22 protein-coding genes and 1 pseudogene are annotated in these 20,643 nt (G+C 62.8%); 12 read left to right on the forward strand and 11 right to left on the reverse strand.

Features of this window, described 5'->3' with window-relative positions:
• Window positions 1-81: 81 nt before the first annotated feature.
• Entirely contained in the window at window positions 82-1,359 is a 1,278-nt protein-coding gene (locus O4H62_RS20045) for a DNA recombination protein RmuC (protein ID WP_269390910.1), read from the reverse strand.
• A gap of 112 nt (window positions 1,360-1,471) precedes the next feature.
• Here O4H62_RS20045 and def point away from each other — a divergent pair, with 112 nt between their 5' ends.
• From def to O4H62_RS20070, 5 genes are all read left to right on the forward strand, one after another.
• Window positions 1,472-1,990: a peptide deformylase gene (def, locus tag O4H62_RS20050; RefSeq protein ID WP_269390556.1), complete on the forward strand. Its 519-nt coding sequence runs from the start codon at window positions 1,472-1,474 to the stop codon at window positions 1,988-1,990.
• A 66-nt stretch (window positions 1,991-2,056) separates the two neighbouring features.
• The gene (gene fmt, locus O4H62_RS20055; RefSeq protein ID WP_269390557.1) at window positions 2,057-2,995 is read left to right on the forward strand and encodes a methionyl-tRNA formyltransferase; all 939 of its coding nucleotides are present in this window, start codon (window positions 2,057-2,059) and stop codon (window positions 2,993-2,995) included.
• Window positions 2,995-3,759: a tRNA pseudouridine(38-40) synthase TruA gene (gene truA, locus O4H62_RS20060; protein ID WP_269390559.1), complete on the forward strand. Its 765-nt coding sequence runs from the start codon at window positions 2,995-2,997 to the stop codon at window positions 3,757-3,759. Before fmt ends, truA begins: the two co-directional genes overlap by 1 nt.
• A 305-nt stretch (window positions 3,760-4,064) precedes the next feature.
• Window positions 4,065-6,548, forward strand: a complete 2,484-nt coding sequence (locus O4H62_RS20065; RefSeq protein ID WP_269390560.1) for a methyl-accepting chemotaxis protein — start codon at window positions 4,065-4,067, stop codon at window positions 6,546-6,548.
• Window positions 6,548-7,024, forward strand: coding sequence for a chemotaxis protein CheW (locus O4H62_RS20070; protein WP_269390562.1), 477 nt, complete (start codon window positions 6,548-6,550; stop codon window positions 7,022-7,024). Before O4H62_RS20065 ends, O4H62_RS20070 begins: the two co-directional genes overlap by 1 nt.
• Before the next feature lie 95 nt (window positions 7,025-7,119).
• Here O4H62_RS20070 and O4H62_RS20075 read toward each other — a convergent pair whose 3' ends face one another.
• The 5 genes from O4H62_RS20075 to dapD form a co-directional block, all read right to left on the reverse strand.
• Window positions 7,120-7,722: a hypothetical protein gene (locus O4H62_RS20075; protein ID WP_269390563.1), complete on the reverse strand. Its 603-nt coding sequence runs from the start codon at window positions 7,720-7,722 to the stop codon at window positions 7,120-7,122.
• 2 nt (window positions 7,723-7,724) lie between these two features.
• Complete coding sequence (dapE, locus tag O4H62_RS20080; protein ID WP_269390564.1) at window positions 7,725-8,933, reverse strand: succinyl-diaminopimelate desuccinylase; 1,209 nt, start codon at window positions 8,931-8,933, stop codon at window positions 7,725-7,727.
• A gap of 94 nt (window positions 8,934-9,027) precedes the next feature.
• Entirely contained in the window at window positions 9,028-9,267 is a 240-nt protein-coding gene (locus O4H62_RS20085) for a hypothetical protein (RefSeq protein WP_269390566.1), read from the reverse strand.
• A 201-nt stretch (window positions 9,268-9,468) separates the two neighbouring features.
• Window positions 9,469-9,849 carry a DUF805 domain-containing protein gene (locus tag O4H62_RS20090; RefSeq protein ID WP_269390567.1) on the reverse strand — a complete coding sequence of 127 codons (381 nt, stop codon included), beginning with the start codon at window positions 9,847-9,849 and terminating at the stop codon, window positions 9,469-9,471.
• A gap of 6 nt (window positions 9,850-9,855) precedes the next feature.
• On the reverse strand, window positions 9,856-10,710 hold the full coding sequence (dapD, locus tag O4H62_RS20095) for a 2,3,4,5-tetrahydropyridine-2,6-dicarboxylate N-succinyltransferase (RefSeq protein ID WP_269390568.1): 855 nt from the start codon (window positions 10,708-10,710) through the stop codon (window positions 9,856-9,858).
• Window positions 10,711-10,857: 147 nt separating this feature from the next.
• On the opposite strand from dapD, the gene O4H62_RS20100 reads away from it, so the two are divergent.
• On the forward strand, window positions 10,858-11,712 hold the full coding sequence (locus tag O4H62_RS20100) for an LOG family protein (protein ID WP_269390569.1): 855 nt from the start codon (window positions 10,858-10,860) through the stop codon (window positions 11,710-11,712).
• 67 nt (window positions 11,713-11,779) lie between these two features.
• Here the strand turns inward: O4H62_RS20100 and O4H62_RS20105 are convergent, their stop codons facing one another.
• Window positions 11,780-12,397 (reverse strand): hypothetical protein, encoded by a 618-nt coding sequence (locus O4H62_RS20105; protein ID WP_269390570.1) that lies wholly within the window; start codon window positions 12,395-12,397, stop codon window positions 11,780-11,782.
• A 141-nt stretch (window positions 12,398-12,538) separates the two neighbouring features.
• Entirely contained in the window at window positions 12,539-13,246 is a 708-nt protein-coding gene (locus O4H62_RS20110; RefSeq protein ID WP_269390571.1) for a pyrimidine 5'-nucleotidase, read from the reverse strand.
• 150 nt (window positions 13,247-13,396) lie between these two features.
• Here O4H62_RS20110 and O4H62_RS20115 point away from each other — a divergent pair, with 150 nt between their 5' ends.
• The 3 genes from O4H62_RS20115 to O4H62_RS20125 all read left to right on the forward strand — a co-directional run bounded on the left by O4H62_RS20115 (window position 13,397) and on the right by O4H62_RS20125 (window position 16,629).
• The gene (locus tag O4H62_RS20115; RefSeq protein ID WP_269390573.1) at window positions 13,397-14,212 is read left to right on the forward strand and encodes a GGDEF domain-containing protein; all 816 of its coding nucleotides are present in this window, start codon (window positions 13,397-13,399) and stop codon (window positions 14,210-14,212) included.
• A 158-nt stretch (window positions 14,213-14,370) separates the two neighbouring features.
• Window positions 14,371-15,273, forward strand: a complete 903-nt coding sequence (locus O4H62_RS20120; protein WP_269390574.1) for a DMT family transporter — start codon at window positions 14,371-14,373, stop codon at window positions 15,271-15,273.
• Window positions 15,274-15,357: 84 nt separating this feature from the next.
• Window positions 15,358-16,629, forward strand: a complete 1,272-nt coding sequence (locus O4H62_RS20125) for an alpha/beta hydrolase (RefSeq protein WP_269390911.1) — start codon at window positions 15,358-15,360, stop codon at window positions 16,627-16,629.
• A gap of 49 nt (window positions 16,630-16,678) precedes the next feature.
• On the opposite strand, the gene O4H62_RS20130 is transcribed toward O4H62_RS20125, so the two are convergent.
• A complete protein-coding gene (locus tag O4H62_RS20130; RefSeq protein WP_269390577.1) occupies window positions 16,679-17,098 on the reverse strand; it encodes a carboxymuconolactone decarboxylase family protein in 420 nt (139 codons plus the stop codon).
• Window positions 17,095-17,481, reverse strand: a complete 387-nt coding sequence (locus tag O4H62_RS20135; RefSeq protein WP_269390578.1) for a MerR family transcriptional regulator — start codon at window positions 17,479-17,481, stop codon at window positions 17,095-17,097. Before O4H62_RS20135 ends, O4H62_RS20130 begins: the two co-directional genes overlap by 4 nt.
• 275 nt (window positions 17,482-17,756) lie before the next feature.
• Between O4H62_RS20135 and O4H62_RS20140 the strand changes: the two are divergent.
• A pseudogene (locus O4H62_RS20140) lies at window positions 17,757-18,236 on the forward strand (methylated-DNA--[protein]-cysteine S-methyltransferase); the annotation flags it as partial.
• A gap of 28 nt (window positions 18,237-18,264) precedes the next feature.
• Here the strand turns inward: O4H62_RS20140 and argB are convergent.
• Complete coding sequence (gene argB / locus O4H62_RS20145) at window positions 18,265-19,161, reverse strand: acetylglutamate kinase (RefSeq protein ID WP_269390579.1); 897 nt, start codon at window positions 19,159-19,161, stop codon at window positions 18,265-18,267.
• 211 nt (window positions 19,162-19,372) lie between these two features.
• Between argB and O4H62_RS20150 the strand changes: the two genes are divergently transcribed.
• A complete protein-coding gene (locus O4H62_RS20150) occupies window positions 19,373-19,912 on the forward strand; it encodes a sigma-70 family RNA polymerase sigma factor (RefSeq protein ID WP_269390580.1) in 540 nt (179 codons plus the stop codon).
• The gene (locus tag O4H62_RS20155; RefSeq protein ID WP_269390582.1) at window positions 19,909-20,610 is read left to right on the forward strand and encodes an anti-sigma factor; all 702 of its coding nucleotides are present in this window, start codon (window positions 19,909-19,911) and stop codon (window positions 20,608-20,610) included. The genes O4H62_RS20150 and O4H62_RS20155 overlap by 4 nt, the downstream gene beginning before the upstream one ends.
• Window positions 20,611-20,643: the final 33 nt, after the last annotated feature.

A 20,643-nucleotide genomic window follows, 5' to 3' on the forward strand; every position in this document is an offset into this window, starting at 1 on the left:
GCATCCGCCATCTGGCAGCCCGGCTACGCTCGCAATCGTATCATGGGCTTTCTGTCAGTTTATCGGGAGCGAGAAAAGGGGTCAGTCGTCTTCATCGACAACACGCAGCTTGAGCGTCGAGGAGCGCGGTTCGAATTTCGGGGTGTCCCGCGATGTGGCGGCATCGGTCTGGTTTGGGCGCGCGGCCGGCGTGTCGTCGGTCAACTGCGCGAACTCCAGCGCCTCGATCCTGGCGCCGCGCTTGGTCACCTTGTCCGAAGAGGTCAGGATCAGGTCGACATCCTTCTGCGCCATCGAGAAGTGCGCCTGCAGTTTGCGCACCCTGTCATCGAGCCGCGAGACATCCTCCATCAGCCGGACAACCTCGCCCTGGATCAGGTGCGCCTGTTCCCGCATCCGGGCATCCTTGAGCAGCGCCTGGATCACCTGGATCGACAGCATCAAGAGCGACGGCGAGACGATCACCACGCGTGACCGCTGCGCCTTGTGAACGATCGCCTCGAACTTTTCGTGGATCTCCGCAAAGATCGATTCCGACGGCACGAACAGGAAGGCTGTGTCCTGGGTCTCGCCGGCAATCAGGTACTTGTCGGCAATATCGCGGATATGCACCTCGATGTCGCGGCGGAAGCGCTGCTGCGCGCTCTGCGCCGCCGGTTCGCCGCTGCCTTCGGCCTCCGCCTCGCGCATGGCGTTCCAGGCTTCCAGCGGGAACTTGGCGTCGATCACCAGATCCGGCGCGCCGTTCGGCATGGCGATGGTGCAGTCCGGCCGCATCCCGTTCGTGAGCGTCGGCTGAAACCGGAACGCCCCCATCGGCAGCCCGTCCTTGATGATGGTTTCCATCCGCGACTGGCCGAAGGCGCCGCGGGTCTGCTTGTTCGACAGGATTGCCTGGAGCCCGACCACGTCGCGGGCCAGCGACTGGATGTTGTTCTGCGCCGTGTCGATCACCGCCAGCCGCTCCTGCAGCTTCGAAAGGTTCTCGTGCGTTGACTTGGTCTGCTCGGTGATCGAGGACCCCAGCCGCTGGGTCATGCCGTCGATGCGTTGGCCGATCGCCTGGTTCAGCTCTGCCTGCCGCGCGCCGAACAACTCCGCCATGGTGCCCATGCGGCCCTGCATTTCCGCCTGCGCCTTGAGGATCTCGGCAAGCCGTGCTTCCGCCTGAGCCGCCCGTGCCGCTGTTTCGGCTTCCGCAGCGGCCCGTCTGCGGCCGGCGCGCGCCAGGCTCAACATCACCCAGACGGCAAGCAGCAGCAGCGCGGCAAGCCCGCCCGCAAGGCTTTCACCCAGCGTGACCATGTGGCCATTGAGCTCGAAAAGCGGAATTGAAAACAGCGTCGCGCCAGTCTGCATGATCATGGCCTAGCTGATTCTCCGGCTTTTGTCAGATCAAAACGAGAACATTGGACCCCGGCCATGCCGGGCACAGATTGACGCCGCGCGGATCAATGACTATTTCAGCGCCATGACCATCAAGCCGATCATCTACTTGCCCGACCCTGTCCTCCGCCAGCAAAGCGTGGCGGTGGAGCGTGTCGATTCGGAAATGAACAGTTTCATCGATGACATGCTCGAGACCATGTATGACGCGCCCGGCATTGGCCTGGCGGCCATTCAGGTCGGTGTGCCGCGGCGGCTGTTGGTGATCGACATCGCCGGCAAGGATGAGGAACCCAATCCGCAGGTCTTCATCAATCCGGAACTGGTGGCGACCGGCGACGACACCAGCGTCTATGAAGAGGGCTGCCTGTCGATCCCGGATTACTATGCCGAGGTTGAACGGCCTGCGACGATCACTGTCAGGCATCTCGACCGCGCTGGCAAGGAGCAGGTGACGGAGGCCGGCGGCCTGCTCGCCACCTGCCTGCAGCACGAGATGGATCATCTGAACGGCGTGCTGTTCATCGACCACATCTCCAAGCTCAAGCGGGACATGGTGGTGCGCAAGTTCACCAAGCTCGCCAAACAGCGGGTGACGGCCTGAGGCCAGGCCTGGAATATGCCGTTTGGCGGCCGTTCGCCTGCCGCGAATGTGTTTTGAGGAGCCGCCATGCGCATCATCTTCATGGGAACGCCGGATTACTCCGTGCCGACGCTCGAGGCGCTGCATGCGGCCGGTCACGAGATCGTCGCTGTCTACTCCCAGCCGCCGAGGCCGGCAGGCCGCCGCGGTCTGGAAGTACTGCCGTCACCGGTGCACCGCGCCGCCGAGCGGCTGGGCATCCCGGTGTTCACGCCCAAAAGCCTGAAAAGCGAAGAGGAACAGGCGGCATTCCGGGCACTCGAGGCCGATGCGGCGGTGGTCGTCGCCTACGGCCTGATCCTGCCCAAGGCCATTCTCGATGCGCCGCGGCTTGGCGCCTGGAATGGCCATGCCTCGCTGCTGCCGCGCTGGCGCGGCGCGGCGCCGATCCAGCGCGCCATCATGGCTGGCGACACCGAGACCGGCGTGATGATCATGAAGATGGATCGGGGCCTCGACACCGGACCTGTGGCGCTGACGCGGACCATCGCCATCACGCCGTCGATGACCACCGGCGAGCTGCACGACAGGCTGGCCGACGTGACGGCGGTGCTGATGGTCGAGGCCATGGCGCGGCTCGAAGCCGAGGGATTGCCGGCCACCCCGCAACCGGAAGACGGCGTCATCTATGCCGCCAAGATCGACAAGGCCGAAACCCGCGTCGATTTCAGCCGGCCGGCATCGCAAGTGCACGACCATGTGCGCGGACTGGCGCCATCGCCCGGCGCCTGGTTCGAGCTCAAATCCGGTGACCGCAGCGAGCGGGTCAAGCTGCTGGCAACCGAGCTCGCCGACATCGGCGCACATCCGGCTGCAGCCGGGACCGCGCTCGACGACGGGCTGACGATCGCCTGCGGCGAGGGCGCCATCCGGCTGCTCACCTTGCAGAAGGCCGGCGGCAAGCCGCTTGCAGCCGGGGATTTCCTGCGCGGAACGCCGGTTGCCAAAGGGACGGTGATCGGCTGATGCCACGTTACCGGCTCGACATCGAATATGACGGCACCGGCTATGCCGGCTGGCAGCGCCAGGATGACCATCCATCGATCCAGCAGGCGATCGAGACCGCGATCCTGGGGTTTTGCGGCGAAACCGTCAGCATCCGTGGCGCCGGGCGGACCGATGCAGGCGTTCACGCGCTTGGGCAGGTCGCCCATGTCGATCTCGACAAGGCCTGGCCGGACGACACGGTGCGCGACGCCATCAACGCGCACCTGCTGATGGCCAGGGAGCGGGTGGTCATCCTTGCCGCCCGCCAGGTCGACGAGGCGTTCGATGCCCGTTTTTCGGCGCTGAAGCGGCACTATGTCTACCGCATCGTCTGCCGCCGTGCGCCGCTGGTGATCGAGAAGAACCGCGCGCTCTGGTCGCCCAAGCCGCTGGATGCCGCCGCCATGCACGAGGCGGCGCAGCGCCTTGTCGGCCGGCACGATTTCACCACCTTCCGCTCGATGAGCTGCCAGGCCAACTCGCCCGTGCGCAGCCTCGAGCGCCTCGACGTGGTCAGGGGCGATGCGGATGGTCTCATCGAGATCCACGCCTCCGCGCGCAGCTTCCTGCACAACCAGATCCGTTCCTTTGCCGGAACGCTGCGGCTGGTCGGCGAGGGCAAGTGGTCCGCCGATGATGTCGAGGCGGCCCTGGCAGCACGGGACCGCAAGGCCTGCGGCCCGGTTGCGGCACCCGAGGGTTTGTATTTCCGCGCCGTCGAGTATCCGGATCCGGAAATCTGAAGCCTGAGCTCCCGGCCGGATCCGTTGCTGAATTGTTTTGGGTTTGCCCGAACCGCTGCCGGGACGGAAGGCAGGATTCCTTGCAAGGCTGCGATCTCGTTATTTCCGAAGTGAACCGGAGCGTGCGAAGCCGCAGATCCGCGCGATTTCGAGAATTAGGAATCGGTTTTTAACCGAAAGGTAACGCAAACCACGGAAAGCTTAATGCGCCAGTATCCACGTTCGCGTGGACCGCATGATGCCGTTCTGGACGTCTTTGATTCTGCGAGACATGTCGACGAGTTTGCTCGAACTAGGGATTCCTGATGCTGATTTCGCGAAAACTGCCGCTGGCGGCCGCCTTGCTGACGATCGTCTCAATCGGTGTTTCCAGCGTCGTCAGCCTTCAGATCGGATCCAGCGCGGTCAACGAAAAGATCGTCGAGAAGCTTGAGGCCGTCGTTGACGGCCGGCGCAATCAGCTCGAGACCTTCCTCGCCAACCTGCAGCAGGATCTCGCCGCGACCTCGCAGAACAACCTGATGCGCATCGCGCTGGAAGGCTTCAAGTACGATTGGGGCTTCCTTGGAGCCGATGCAACCAACGAGTTGAAGCGGCGTTACATCACCGAAAATCCGTTCCCCGAGGGCGAGCGCCAGAAATACGATACGGCGCAAAAGCCGGATGATGCCAAGATCAGTTCCTACGACCAGACGCATGAGCGTTACAACGCACAGCTGCGCGAGATGGCGGAAAGCCGCGGTTGGGAGGATTTCTTCCTTGTCGACATGAACGGCAACGTTATTTATTCGGTCAACAAATACGACGATTATGCGTCCAACCTTCGGTCCGACGCTTTCAAGGACACCGGCATAGGCAAGGTCTACGAAGGCGTCGTCGGCGCCAACATCTTGGACAAGACCGTGTTCGCTGATTATGCGGCCTATCCACCGATCGGCGACCAGCCGGCGGCTTTTATGGGCCATGCGCTGAATTCGCAGATGGGCCCGGTCGGGGTCATCATCATCCGTGTGCCGAGCGGCAAGATCGCCGACATCATGTCCAACACCTCGGGTCTCGGCGAAACCGGCGAGACGGTTCTGCTCAATTCAGAGGGGTACCTGATCAGCGATTCGATCAGGTCTCCCGAAAACGACATGCTCAGCGTCAAGATTGACAGCGACCTTCTGCAGGAAGCCAAGGGCAGCGCCGTGATCACCGGCACACTCGACGGCTACCGCAACATGCAGGCCGACGTTGCCATGACGGGCGTCAAGTTCGATGGTGCAGAGTGGTCCGTCGCAGCCCTGATCGACAAGAGCGAAGCCGGCGCCAGCATGGTGATGATGCGCAATGCGATCCTTGGCATTTCGCTGCTGCTTCTGCTTGGCGCCATCGCCGTCTCCACCTGGTTCTCGCGGTCGATGACCAAGCCGATCGAGGCGCTGGTCGAAAACATGCGTCGCCTTGCCGAAGGCGACACCACGATCGAACTGGCCGGCGAAAACCGCAAGGACGAGATCGGTGAAATGGTGCGTTCGGTTGGAGTGTTCCAGAATGCCGCCCTCGACAAGGCCCAGCTCGAGCGCGAGGCTGACGAAACCCGCGTTCAGACCGACAAAAGACGCCATGACCGCGAGGTGGCAAAGGCCGAGGAAACCGCGCAGATGCAGCAGGCGGTCGACGAACTGGCCGACGCCCTGCACAAGCTGGCCGATGGCGACCTGACGATCCGGCTCGAGCGGCCGTTCATGGAAAGCCTCGACAGGCTGCGGGTCGATTTCAATGCGTCGGTTGAAAAGCTCAATTCAACGCTGAGCGATGTCAGCGAGAACATCCTTGGCATCAATGGCGACACCGGAGAGCTGCGCGCCGCCGCTGACGACTTGTCGCGGCGCACCGAGCAGCAGGCTGCTTCGCTCGAGGAAACCTCCGCGGCGCTCGACGAGATCACCGCCACGGTCAAGAGCTCTTCCCAGCGTGCCGATGAGGCGACAACCAAGGTCGCCGAGGCCAAGCAGTCGACTGAGACCTCAAGCAAGGTGGTGGGCGAGGCAATCAGCGCCATGGGCCGGATCGAGGATGCCTCCGTCGAGATTTCCAAGATCATCAACGTCATCGATGAGATCGCCTTCCAGACCAATCTGCTGGCGCTCAACGCCGGTGTCGAGGCGGCACGCGCCGGCGAGGCCGGGAAAGGCTTTGCCGTTGTCGCCCAGGAAGTGCGCGAACTGGCACAGCGCTCCGCAACCGCGGCGAAGGACATCAAGGTCCTGATCAACAAGTCAGGCGACGAGGTCAAGTCCGGCGTGACGCTGGTCCGCGAGACCGGCGAAGCGCTCGGCCTGATCGCGGAGCATGTCAGCGCCATCAACGATCAGATCAATTCGATCGCGACGGCTGCACGCGAGCAGGCGGGCGGGCTCACCGAGATCAACTCCGCGGTCAACCAGATGGACCAGGTAACCCAGCAGAACGCCGCCATGGTCGAGGAAACCACAGCCGTCACCCACCGCCTCACGAGCGGCGCGGCATCGCTTGAAAGCCTCGTCAGCCAGTTCAGGCTGTCTGACAGCCGTCCGGTCTCCGTGCCGGTCCGCACGGCCATGCCGGGCCCGGCCAGGCAGGCTCCGGCCGCTGAACCAGCCCCGCGCGCCAAGCGTCCGGCAGCCGTCAGCGGCTCCACGTCCGGGTCGCGTCCCGTACAATCGCCGGCCCGAAACATGCTGAAAACCGTCGCCAATGCCTTTGGTGCCGGCAAGTCCAACAACTCAACCGCAGCGTCACAGGACGACTGGGAGGAATTCTGATGCAAGAATCCGCAAACAACAACGTGGCCAACAACGGCTATCTTGAAATCATCTCGTTCCATCTGGGCAAGCAGGTGTTCTGCGTCAACATCATGTCAGTCCGCGAAATCCGCGGCTGGGCGCCGTCGACCACCCTGCCGCACTCGCCGCCGCATGTGCTGGGCGTGATCAACCTGCGCGGATCGGTAATCCCGGTCATCGACATGGCCATCCGCCTCGGCCTGCCGGCGATTAAGCCGACCGAGCGCTCGGCGATCATCGTGACCAACATCGCCGGCAAGCTGGTTGGCCTGCTGGTCGAGAACGTGTCCGACATGATCACCGTCAACAATGCCGATTTGCAGCCAGCGCCTGATGTGCTGCCTGCCGCCGAACGTGCTTTGACCAAGGCGATCATCCCGGTGGACCAGCAGATGATCTGTTATCTCGATCTTGATGCGCTGTTCTCGACAGCCGATGATGATCTCGCCGCCTGATCATCTGCGGCTGGTTCTTGCATCAAGCCATCCCGGTACCGTTCGGATGAACGGCGCTGGGGTGGCTTTTGCATGTCCGGCCATACCCGGAACGGTTAGCTGGTCAGGGCACCGAAGGCGATTTCAGAGATCGTCAGTCCGGCCATTACCATCATCAGGGTGATGAAGATAGAAATCATCAGATCACCGTCGAGGCACATCCGGACCACCCTGTAGTAAAGCCAGATGACCACCGCATAGACGCCCAGCGATATGAAGGCGCTGGCGGTGTCGGAGACCGGGGTCAAGTAGCGCAGGGCCGCGGGAAAAAAGCCGATATAGGCCGACAGAAGCCCGAACCAGTTGTTGACGACCACCAGCCGCGAAGCTTTGGCCGAGAGGCCGAAAAGCTGGCAGACGCCGAAGAGCAGCAACGCCGGCAGCACCCATGCCGCGACGTCGAACCCGGTTGAGACGAAAAAGAACCTGAACAGGCCCTGGGCCGTATCGGGCCGCGTTTCCGCCGCCGCGCGCCACATCCCGGTCCACAGGAAGCATTGCACCGGCCAGGCCCAGAAAAAAGCACCGAACGACCGCCAGAACCCATCCGGAGAGGTGTCGAACAGGCGCAGGCCGTCGCGGTTCCCAAGGATCAGGTAGAACAGCCCGGCCAGGGACCGGCCGGCCTCCAGCCGTGTCGGGACGACGTTACCCGCCAAGATCAGCGCGCCTCCGTGCCGGAGGCCCGGCGCTCGAACCAGCGCTCGAGGAACAGCTCGTAGATGCCGGTCAGGCTTTCCAGGTCGCTGAGCGCAACCCGCTCATCGACCATGTGCATGGTCTTGCCGACAAGCCCGAACTCGACGACGGGACAGTAATCCTTGATGAAGCGTGCGTCAGAGGTGCCGCCGGTGGTCGAAAGCACCGGTGTTTTCCCGGTTGCCTCCGTGACCGCTTCCGACAGCGCATCGATCAGCGCGGTGTCCCGTGTCAGGAAGGAGGGCGAGGATCGCGCATCGAATTCCACGCTGTAACGCACCGGGCCGCGCCCGGGCCGCAGTCCAGCATCCCCAGCCGCCCGCTCCAGCCGGGAGCGCAACTCGTTTGCCAGGGTTTCGGCCGTCCAGAAGTCGTTGAAGCGGATGTTGAAGCGCGCGGTCGTCCGCGCCGGGATGACGTTTGTCGCCACGTTGCCGGTATCGATGCTGGTGATCTCGAGATTGGACGGCGGAAAACGTTCGTTGCCGGCATCAAGCGGTGGATCCAGCAATGCGCCGGCAAGCGCGACCAGTCCGCGCAGCGGATTGTCGGCAAGATGCGGATAGGCGACATGGCCCTGCACGCCCTCGACCTTCAGCGTGCCCGACAGCGAGCCGCGCCGTCCGATCTTGATCATGTCCCCCATCCGGTCCGGGTTGGTCGGTTCGCCGACCACCGCCGCATCCCAGCGCTCTCCCTTGGCCGTGGCATAGGCGAGAAGCTTCTCGGTGCCATTGATCGACGGGCCTTCCTCGTCGCCGGTGATCAGCAGCGACACCGAGCCTTCGGGCGCGCCGCGGCGTTCGATCAGCCGCGCCAGGGCGGAGACGAAACAGGCGATGCCGCCCTTCATGTCGACCGCGCCGCGGCCATACATCTCGCCATCGACGATCTCGGCGCCGAACGGCCCTTGCGTCCATGCGGCCTCGTCGCCCACCGGCACCACGTCGGTGTGCCCGGCAAACATCAGGTGCGGGCCGCTGGACCCCAGCCGCGAGTAGAGATTTTCCACATCCGGCGTACCCTCCTCGGAGAAGGTCACACGGTCGTTGGCAAAGCCCAGCTGACTCAGCATTTCTGCAAGCGCCGTCAGTGCGCCGCCCTCATCGGGGGTCACGGAAGGACAGCGGATCAACGCGGCAAGTGTCTGGGTCGGATCGGTAAGCTTCATGCGTCGTGATTAGACGATTGCCCCGAGGCTGTCGACTGTTCTGAAGCATCGCCACCGCTTGTTGACCGCGGCAAGGTGCCGATCCGGGAGGCCTCTACTCGCTGTCGGAGTCGTCGTCCTCCTGAACCCCGATTGCCAAAACGCTGCCGCTGCCCGATCCGGTCTCTATTCGTCCCTGAAGATTGTTCAGATTTCGCTGTGTGGTTCCCCATTTGGCGCGGAACAGCCAGCAATCATTCTCAAAGCTTATGTTGCTTGCGGGCACCGCCTTCAGCCCATTGGTAACCTGGTCGGCAGTGGTGCCTGTTTTGAATTTTACCCAGAAATCGTTCATCTCGTTCTCTCCTGGTTGCTCGGTCTGGAACAGACGCAACCACCAAGAGCACACCGAAAGAGCCGATGAAACCGCAGCCACGGATAATGATGATTGCCGCAAAGAAACAACTAAAGCATGCAGTGACTGCCGCGCCGATTGCCGCGTAGGCCACGGCCAAGGGCCGCGGCTGTCGCTCGGATACAGTCCGAAGGAGGCGCGCTAGTAGCCGGCCTCGTCTGGCGCCGGTCCGTGCTTGTTCGGGCCTTTGGTGGGCGGCCACAGCATGATGATCAGCAGCATGAAGAAGGACGCGGCGGGAATGACCAGAACGCCCACCAGAATGCCGGGCAGGCCGGCATCATGCAGCCGCTTGATGCTCATCACTGCAATCGACCATGTAGCCGCCAGAACGGTCAGGATGATGCCGAAACCGGCCATGGTCATGGCATTGCTGTCGGGTTCGGCGCCGACCGCGGCCGAAACCGGGACCGACACCACCGCCATCCAGAACAGCAGGGCCCAGGCATAGGTCCGGCGCGACAACCGGCCGGACACGCTGAACAGAAGCCAGCGCATGCCGGAGCCGGGCCGCCGCGCCATTCAGTTCTAGTCCCTGAGCAGTTCGTTGATGCCGGTCTTCGACCGGGTCTGCGCGTCGACCGTCTTGACGATCACGGCGCAATAGAGGTTCGGCGCGGCAGCACCGTTGCCCATTGTGCCCGACGACGGCATCGAGCCAGCGACCACCACCGAATAGGGCGGCACTTCGCCGTAGCTCACTTCGCCGGTCATCCGATTGACGATCCTGGTCGACTTGCCGATGTAGACGCCCATGCCGAGCACCGACCCTTCGCGGATGATGCAGCCTTCGACCACCTCCGAGCGGGCGCCGATGAAGCAATTGTCCTCGATGATCGTCGGGCCGGCCTGCAGCGGCTCCAGTACGCCACCGATGCCGACGCCGCCCGAAAGGTGCACGTTCTTGCCGATCTGGGCGCATGAGCCGACCGTGGCCCATCCGTCGACCATCGAGCCTTCATCGACATAGGCGCCGAGATTGACGAAGGAGGGCATCAGCACGACGTTCTTGCCGATGAACGAGCCGCGCCGCACGATCGAGCCGGGAACCGCGCGAAAGCCGGCGCGTTCGAATTCATTGGCGCTCCAGCCTTCGAATTTCGATGGCACCTTGTCCCACCACACTGCATCGCCGGGGCCGCCCTTGATCACTTCCATCGGGTTCAGCCGGAACGACAATAGCACCGCCTTCTTGAGCCACTGATTGACGGTCCATGTGCCGTCGTCGCCGCGAGTTGCCACGCGAGCTTCACCGAGATCGAGCAGATTGAGCGCCGTTTCAACCGCATCGCGGATTTCTCCGCGGGTCGAGGTGGAGACGGCATCGCGGTTGTCGAATGCGGTTTCGATCGTGCTGGCGAGGGCGGCCAAATCATGTTTCATCGTGGCGATTCCTTAAGGTTCAACGTCTAGTCTGTTCGGTCATGGCGATATCGAGCCGGGCCGCCAGCGCCGTTGCACTTCTCCTAAGCGAGGCTGGGCGCGGGGTCAATTCCGGTCGTTTCGCCAACGCCAAACGGGGACATACTGATGAATGCCAAACGTACAAACCAGGTCTGGGATCCGCTTGCCGACAGCCGTCAGGACAAGCTTCGGGCCGACCGCCAGCCGAAGACCCCGCAAAGCACGTCGCCGTCCTACCGGCTGGCCTATGCCGACGATGATTTTCTGTGCCGCGAGGAACTGAGGCCCGTTCGCCTGCAGCTGGAGCTGCTCAAGCCGGAAATGATTCTGATGGAGGCGGGGATCCGCTCCACCGTGGTGATGTTCGGCGGCGCCCGCATTCCCGAACCCGGCAAGGAGCCATGGGCCGCCAAGAACGAGACCCAGGCGAAGAACCTGACTGCCGCATCCCGCTACTATGACGAGGCTCGTGCCTTCGCCCGGCTGTGCTCGACCCATTCCCTGGCGACGAAAGGCCAGGAATTCGTGATCTGCACCGGCGGCGGACCGGGCGTGATGGAGGCAGGAAACCGTGGCGCTCACGATGTCGGCGCGGCCTCGATCGGGCTCAACGTCGTGTTGCCGCACGAGCAGGCGCCGAATGAATATGTGACGCCCGAGTTCAGCCTGAATTTCCACTACTTCGCCATCCGCAAGATGCATTTCCTGATGCGCGCCAAGGCGGTCACCATTTTTCCCGGCGGTTTTGGAACCATGGACGAGCTGTTCGAATCGCTGACCCTGATCCAGACCGGCCGCATGGAACATGTGCCGCTGATCCTGTTCGGTTCGGAATTCTGGCACTCGATCGTGGATTTTCAGGCGCTGGCTGATTTCGGCACCATCTCGCCGGGTGACCTCGATCTGCTCAATTTCGTCGATACCGCCGACGAAGCCTGGTCGGTCATCGCCGCTCACTATGGCATCGCCGCCGCCCCGTAAAAAAAAGCCAGGCCGGAAGCAAATCCGGCCTGGCTTCTGATGTGGGCGACGGGGCGATCCGGCAGGATCAGTTGTTATCGGCAGAGGCCGGGCGGTAGAAATCGGTGATATCGATCTTCTTGTCGCCGTTGCGGTCGAAGCGCTCGAACATCCTGGTGTCGAGCGAGGTGAATTCCTCGAGGCTGATTTCACCGTTCTTGTCGGTGTCCAGCCGTTCCATGCGCGGTCCGCCGCGATGATCGCCGCGGCCTTTGCCCCAACCGTCACCCCGGCCTTCGCCCTGACGCTTGCCGTCATGCTTGCCGGCCATCCGGCCGTCACGATCGCCGTGCTTGCCCATGCGCTGGCCGTCCATCTTGCCTTGGCGTTCGGCGCGGCGCTCTTCGCGGTTCTGCTGGCGCATTTCCTTGCGCATGTCGCCGAAGGCCTTGAGCTCATCCTTGCTCAGCGAACCGTTCTTGTCGGTGTCGGCGCTTTCGAACATCGCAAGGCGATGGGCGGAAACCTCCTCGAGCAGAACGGCGCCGTCGCGGTCGGCGTCAAAGCGTTCCATCATCCGTTCGATGCGCGGACCATGGCGCGGGCCGTCGCCCTTGCCTTGTCCACCGCCCTGCGCGGCCAGCACCGGCGCTGCGGTTGAGGCGATCAGGGCGGCGGCGAGTGTGGCGAGAAGTGTCTTTTTCATGTGCGGTGTCCTTTGTCGGGGTTGCGTTGCTTTCCACCCCAATGTGGCCGTGTCCGCCGCCAATCACCACTTAAAGCCCTGTAATGTAGATTAAATTTTGGAAAGGAAGGGACCTGTTCCGATCCCGCCGGATTTGCCTCGTCAGGCAACGACCCGGCTCAGGAAGGCCGCAAGGTCGTCGGTGACATGATCGATATGTGCGCCGTCCTTGCCCTCGTGTTCCCAGACCTCGTCCAGCACCACATCCAGATTGTTGGGCACGATAAGCACGGTCCGCATTCCCAGCGCATGCGGCGCCAGCAGATTGCGCGGCAGGTCCTCGAACATCGCCGCCTTGTCCTTGTGTACGCCATGCCTTGAGAGAAACCGGTCATAGGTTTCGGGCGCCGGCTTGGGCAGAAGGTCCGCGGCGATGATATCGAAGATATCGTCGAAATGATCGAGAATCCCCAGCGCCCGCGCCGTCCGCTCGGCATGCGGCGTGTCGCCATTGGTGAAGATGAATTTTCTGCCCGGCAGCGCCTTGATCGCCTCGCCCAGCGCCGGATCCGGCTTGATCCACGTGTAGTCGATGTCGTGCACCTTCTCGAGGAAATCGTTCGGGTCGATGCCGTGATGCAGCATCAGGCCCTGCAGCGTGGTGCCGTGCTCGCGGTAATACTTCTTCTGGATTCCGCGTGCGGCGTCATGATCGAGGCCGAGAAGATTGCGGACATACTCGGTCATTTTCTTGTCGATCTGCGAGAACAGGTCGATGTGACGCGGGTAGAGCGTGTTGTCGAGATCGAACACCCATTCGCTGACATGGGCAAAGGCCTGGGGATCGGGCAGGGCCGATTTATGGGGCATGAAAACTTCAATCCTGTCCTGGAACGGTCGGTATGGTTCAATCTGGAACATCGCCGTCAATTGTAAACAGCAGATTTACCTACTCTGTATACCTGCTGTCAAAACTATCCTGCGATGCATCGCGCGTCACAACACCAGGAAGAGCGATCCATGCAGCCTACCGGCAAGCCGCCGACGATTTCCCTTGCCCTGTTCAGGAAGATGACCCTGCTCACCGCCTGTTCTGTTGTTCTGTCCCTGTCGATAACGGCTTTCATCATGGTGTTGACCGGCCAGACGGGGGCCATGACCCTGGCGCTTGCCATTGCCGGCTTTTGCCCGCTGCTGGTAACCCCGCCGGCAACCTATGTGTTTTGCCGGCAGACCCTGGAGCTCCAGGCCGCGCACAGGGCGCTGGGCGAAGCACACCGCAACCTGTCCGAAATTCACACCAGGCTGAAGGCGGCGCACGAGGACCTCGAGCATCGGGCAAGTCACGACGCGATGACCGGGCTTGCCAACCGCGAACGGTTTCTTGCCCACCTGTCGGAACTCAAGCGCCAGTCGGACTCGGGCTTCCTGCTGATGATCGATGCCGATCATTTCAAGCAGATCAACGATCTGCATGGCCACGACGCGGGAGACCGCGCCCTGCTTGCCGTGGGACAGGCGATCGCCGGATCGATCAGGAGCACGGATCTCGGCGCCCGCATTGGCGGAGAGGAATTTGCCATCGTCCTTAGGGATTCCAGCGCTGAAGGAGCGGCGCTGATCGCCGAGCGCGTACGCGCCAATGTCGAGAACATCTCTCTCTCCACCGCTGACGGCAGCCCGCTCAAGGTGACCGTCAGCATTGGCGGGACCGCCTTCGGGCCGCAGTCGCGCTCCAAGGAAATCATGCGCGAGGCCGACAGCCAGCTTTACCTTGCCAAGCGTGGCGGGCGCAATCGCGTGGTCATGGGCGACAAGGCGACCCGCGCGGCATAGCGCGCGGTTCCTGTCACCGGATTTCCCCTTCACCAGGCTTGTCGCGCCGCGTTCCGGGCTGCTAGACCGTTGATCTTGTTTCGGCCGGCCCGGCTTTGATAGCCAGGAAGGCGGGACGTGCCGTATCTGCTCCCTGAAACAGGACCTGCCGCATCAAGATGGAAACCTGGGTTCTCATAACCATTGGCGCTGCGTTCCTGCAGAACATCCGCTCGGTGTTGCAGAAGCACCTCAAGGGTGTGATGGGCACCAGCGGCGCGACCTTTGTCCGCTTCGGCTTCGGGGTGCCGTTCGCGCTCGCCTTCGTGGCACTGCTTGCCTTTGGCGTCGGATATCCGTTGCCCAGGCTCAATCTTCCGTTTTTCGGATGGGTTGTCCTTGCGGCAGTGGCCCAGATCACCGCCCAGGCGCTACTGATCCAGATGTTCAGCCACCGCAATTTCACGGTGGGCACTGCCTATTCGCGCACCGAACCGGCACAGGCGGCGCTGTTCGGACTGATCTTCCTGGGTGACCGCGTCAGCGCCGGAACGCTGGCAGCCATCGCCATCAGCCTGGTCGGCGTGGTGCTGATTTCGATTGCGCGTTCGGCCTCGGGCGCACCGGCATTGCTGCGCTCGGTGTTCTCCCGAACGGCGGCTCTCGGCCTGGCGTCGGGAACGGTCTTCGGGATCGCGGCCGTCGGCTACCGTGCAGCCTCGCTGTCGCTGGGCGGGCCGAATTTCATGATGCAGGCCGCGGTCACACTGCTTGTGGCGATCGTGCTGCAGACGGTCATCATGCTGGTCTGGATGGGACTGAAATCCCCGGGCGAACTGGCGAGGGTCCGCGCGGCCTGGAAGATCTCGGCGATGGTCGGTCTGGTTGGCGCCACCGCCTCGTTCGGCTGGTTCATGGCGATGACGCTGCAATCGGCGGCCGCGGTCAAGGCCCTGGCGCAGGTCGAAATGATTTTCACATTCGCCTCGTCGGTGTTAGTCTTCAAGGAACACGTCAACAGGCTCGAGATTGCCGGCTGCATCCTTATTGTAGCGGGGATCCTTGTGCTGTTGATGGTCTGAACCGCGGGATGGCGGCGGCGCACGGTCTGAAGCCGGCCATGGAACGGGAACGGAAACTCTATGCCCGCACGGTGCCTGCAGATGATGAAACTCCCGGTCCTGCGATTGCGGCAACCGGCGCGCGTCGGCTCCTTGCTGCTTGCGGGGTTTCTGATGAGTTGCGCCAGCCCGCCGGAAGGGGTGTTGTCACCCATTGCGCAGACGGATGCGGACGCGACAGCGGTCTCGATCATGGTCGCCACCACCCGTGCGCCGTCAGAAAATCCCGGCCTGCTCTACACCGGTGAGCGCGGTGATGCGATCGACTTCAATGAACTGGTGATCTCGATCCCGCCCGAAGCCAACCGCAAGGTCGGCGAGGTGCAATGGCCGAAGAAGCTGCCGGCCAACCCGTCGCGCGAGTTTGCCACGCTGTCGGCAAAGCCCTTCACCACCATCGAAAGTGTGAAGGCCTGGTATCAGCGCAACAGATCATCGACCGGGCGTCTGCTGATCTTCGTGCACGGCTTCAACACCCGCTATGAAAGCGCCGTCTACCGCTTTGCCCAGATCGCCCATGACAGCAACACCGACGCCGCTCCGGTGATGTTCACCTGGCCGTCGCGCGGCTCCGTGTTCGATTACGGATATGACAAGGAAAGCACCAACTATTCCCGCTCGGCGCTGGAGGCGCTTCTGGCCGGCGCTGCCGAAGCGCCGGAAATCAGGGACATCACTATCCTCGCCCATTCCATGGGCACCTGGCTGACCATGGAATCGCTGCGCCAGATGGCGATCCGAAACAAGGGCGTGCCCTCCAAGATCAGCAATGTCATCCTCGCATCGCCCGACCTCGACGTGGATGTCTTCCGCCAGCAATTGGCCGACATGGGGCCGAAGCGGCCGAAATTCACCGTCTTTGTCTCCAAGGATGACCGGGCCCTGACACTGTCGCGCCGGATATCCGGCAATGTCGACCGGCTTGGACAGATCGACATTTCCAATCCCGTCTATCGCGACGAGTTCGAAAGCGGAGGCATCACGGTTCTCGATCTGTCCGCCTTGCAGGTCGGCGACAGTCTCAATCATTCCAAGTTCGCCGAAAGCCCGGAGGTCGTCAAACTTCTGGGACAGCGGCTGATCGATGGTCAGGCCGTGACGGAGCAGGATCTCGGCCTTGGCGCTGAACTTGGCGCCACAGCCATGTCCGTGTCCAATACGGTGGGCTCGGCCGCAGGCATGGCGATTTCGGCCCCGATCGCCATTCTCGATCCCAAAGCCCGCGATACGTTCGATGCGCAGTCCCGGCGCTTCGGAACCGGCCTCGGCGACACCATCCTCGGCGTGACGACCGGTCTGAGCGTCAGGCCGAGGTAGCTTCGGCCGCGATGGGCCCGGACAGGCGAAACCTGCCGGCAAGGCAAGGTCAGGAGGCCAGAGCGTCCTGCTCTTCGAACAATTGCATGGCCACGTTCATGCCGTTGATGGCCGCCGGCATGCCGCCGTAAACCGACATCTGCAAGATGACCTCGAGCAGTTCGCGCCGGTTCGCGCCCGCCGCCAACGCGTGTTCGAGATTGACGCGCAATTGCGGGCCGGTCTGTCCGCCAAGCGCTGTCAGAGCCGCGACCGTGGCGATCTGACGGGTTTTCAGATCCAGCCCTTCGCGGGCATAAAGCCGGCCATAGGCAAACTCGACCAGGGTTTCGGCGAAGTCCGGAAACAGCGCATCGTATTTGCCGGCCAGCGCTGCTTCGAGGCCGGGATTGATTTGGGCGACGATAGCGCGGCCGCGCTCGAGCGCGGTTTCGGGCTTGAGTTCGGTGGGGGCGTTTTCCAGGGTCATTTCAAATACCTCTTTTTATCATCAAGCTCATGCCTGGCTTCGATCTCGTGGTAATTGGCAATCTTGTACTCAAGCAGCGCCGCGCAGGCGGTGAGCTCCTCGATCCGCTCAAGCACCAGCGCATGCTGATTTTCCAGCATGACGCGGCGGTTGGCGGACGTGGCATTGCCCTTGGCTCGCATCAGCGCGTAGCGCTTCATGTCATCTAGGCTCATGCCGGTCGCCTTGAGCGCCTTCAGGAAATCGATCCAGCGCACGGCGTCGGGGTCGTATAGCCGTTGTCCGCCCTTGCGGAACGGCGGATCGATCAACCCGATCTTTTCATAGTATCGCAGCGTATCGATGCTCAGTCCGGTCAGCTCGGACAGCTTTCCGATCTTCATGCCGCCGCGCCGCCTTGCATTTTTTTCATCATCAGCTGTTCTCCGATTGCCAGTGTGGACAAAGCCTACGGGCTGGAGTGCGGTTCAGGTCAAGCGCCTTTCTGCATCTTTTCTCGCAACGCGCAGATTTCCCGCGGGACAAATTCCGTGCTTGCGAAGGATCGGACGCATCGGGCCGGATTGAGCGCCGTGGCGGATGCGGCTAGCATTCAACGATTCCGTGTGGCTTCAGGAGAGACGCCATGGACGAACATCGCCCGGAGCATTCTGTGCTGTGGATTGAAACGCCGATCGGCCCGATGCGGGCGGTTGCCGACGAGACCCATCTGCTCGGGTTGGAATTTCATGACGATAGCGACAAGCCTGAAATGCCGAGGCGTCCGGTCGGAAACGCGCCGCTGATGCAAATCGAGGCCGAGTTGAAAGCCTATTTTGCCGGCGAGAGCGCCGAATTCCGGACCCCACTCAGGATCGAGGGCAATGCGCTCGAACGCAAGGTCTGGGAGCGGCTGATGCAGGTGCCGCTCGGCGAGACCTGCTCCTATGGCGATATTGCCCGCGATACGGCCACCATCGAGGCGGTACGCGTGGTCGCCAAATATTGCGGCACCAATCCCATTCCGGTGGTCATTCCCTGCCACCGCTGCATCGGTTCGGACGGATCTCTCACCGGCTTCGGCGGCGGGCTGTGGCGCAAGAAATGGCTGCTCAGGCACGAAGGCCGGATGCGGCCTGTCGGTCTGTTCGCGCTCTGACTCCGGAACGGCTCCGGATTGGCCGGGCTTACGGAACCAGCAGGGTTCCCGCACCGTGGGCGGTGAACAGCTCCAGCAGCACCGCATGCGGCGTCTTGCCGTTGAGGATGACCACGCCTTTCACTCCCCGCTCGATCGCCTCGATGCAGGTCTCGACCTTGGGGATCATGCCGCCGGAGATCGTGCCATCGGCGATCAGCGCCCTGGCTTCGCTGACCGTCAACTCGTCGATCAGGTTCTTGTCCTTGTCGAGCACGCCCGGAACGTCGGTCAGGAACAGCAGCCGCGATGCCTCGCAGGCACCCGCGATGGCGCCGGCGAAAGTGTCGGCGTTGATGTTGTAGGTGTGGCCGTCGCGGCCCGGCGCCACCGGCGCCAGCACCGGGATCATTTCCGACTTGGCCAGAAGGTCCAAAAGCGTGCGGTCGACTTCCACCGGTTCGCCGACAAAGCCGAGATCGAGCACGCGCTCGATATTGGAATCGGGATCGACGAAGGTCTTTTGCGCCTTCTCGGCGTAGACCATGTTGCCGTCCTTGCCGCAGAGCCCGATCGCCCACTCGCCCTCGGCATTGATCAGCGCGACGATTTCCTTGTTGATCGATCCGGCCAGCACCATCTCGACGATCTCGACGGTCTTCTCGTCGGTGACGCGCAAGCCGCCCTCGAATTTCGATTCAATGCCCATCTTCGCCAGCATCGCGCCGATTTGCGGGCCGCCGCCATGTACGACGATCGGGTTGACGCCCGATTGCTTCAGCAGCGCGATGTCCTGCGCGAACGCCTTGCCGAGCGCGGCGTTGCCCATGGCGTGACCGCCATATTTGACCACCACCGTCTTGTTCTCGTAGCGCTGCATGAAAGGCAGCGCTTCGGCGAGCAGGCGGGCCTGTGTGGCGGCGTCGTCGCTGGAAGTCTCTGACATTGGCGTGGCATCCCGGTTTTGATTGCGCACAAGCGGCAAAAGGTCCGGCGCTGTTTAGCGGCAATCCGCACCGGCTTCAATAACTCCTTCAAACATTGCCCGGACGGACCGGCGAAGCATGCAACCGTTTGGGCAATTTCTTCGTAAAGGGTTTCAGTCATCGCGGAAGATGATATCTGTTGGGTGAACTTGCGGAGAAACCGAAGCCATTATGAGTCAAGAATTACTCTCTGGACTGATCGCGCGCACCGCGCTGGGGGACCGCAAGGCGTTTTCCGCACTTTATGACCAGACCAACGCGAAACTATTCGGCGTGGCGCTCCGTATTCTCAAGGACAGGGCCCAGGCCGAGGATGCAATCCAGGAGGTTTATGTCCGCATCTGGCGTCGCGCCGGCAGTTTCAGGGTGGACCAGGCCTCAGCCATGGCCTGGCTGGTAACGATTGCCCGCAACCAGGCAATCGACCTGATCCGCAGCCGCCAGCCGGCGACGCTGGAATATGACGATGCGCCTGACGTCGCCGATGCGTCGCCAGACCCGGAGGCGCAGGCATTGATGAGCGGCGAAGCCCGGCGCATCGACCGGTGCCTGGGTGAACTGGAGGAGAACAAGGCCGCGGCAGTTGTGGCGGCCTATGTGGAGGGATTGAGTTACCAGGAGCTGGCCGACAGGAATGCTGTGCCGCTCAACACGATGCGAACCTGGCTGCGGCGCAGCCTGATCAAACTGAGAGAGTGCCTGAACCGATGAGTACCGGTGCGCAAATTCCCGACGACGAGGCCCTGGCCGGCGAATACGTGCTCGGCGTGCTGCCGCTTGCCGAGCGCCGCAGGGTCGAGGAGCGAATGACCCGCGACAGCGATTTCGCAGCGCTGGTTGCCTCCTGGCAGGCCGATCTCTCAAATCTCGATGAGGCCTATCAACCCGAAACGCCGCACAAAGGCGTCAAGGCGCGGATCGACGCCCGATTGTTTGCCGAAGCGGCAAGACCGGCGGGCGGGCTTTGGGGATCGCTGGTCTTCTGGCGCGGGCTGGCGCTTGCCTCGGTTGCCGCCGCCGCCGCCTTCGGCATCTATACGAGCGATCTGCGCGGTCCGTCGGGTACAGGCCCCGCACCCTCCCTTGTCGCAGAGTTGGGCGCTCCGGGCAGTTCCGTTGGGCTGATCGCGGCGCTCAACCCGGAGGAGGGCGCCTTCACCATCACGCCGGCGGCATTCTCGCCAGATGACGGCAAGTCGCTTGAATTGTGGCTGGTACCGGGTGACGGCGTACCGGTGTCGCTGGGCCTCGTTCCCGGCGACGGCGGGCAGCTCAAGCTGGACAAGGACCTCGTCAGGAAGGTCTCCGACGGCGCCCTGCTTGCCGTCAGCGTCGAGCCTCTCGGCGGCTCGCCCACCGGCGTCGCCACGGGCCCCGTGGTGTTGTCCGGCGCGCTGACCAAAAAATAATTTCGAAAATCTGAAACTAATCCCGCAACGCAC

This window comes from Parahoeflea alexandrii (assembly GCF_027214025.1).
Classification (GTDB): domain Bacteria; phylum Pseudomonadota; class Alphaproteobacteria; order Rhizobiales; family Rhizobiaceae; genus Hoeflea; species Hoeflea alexandrii_A.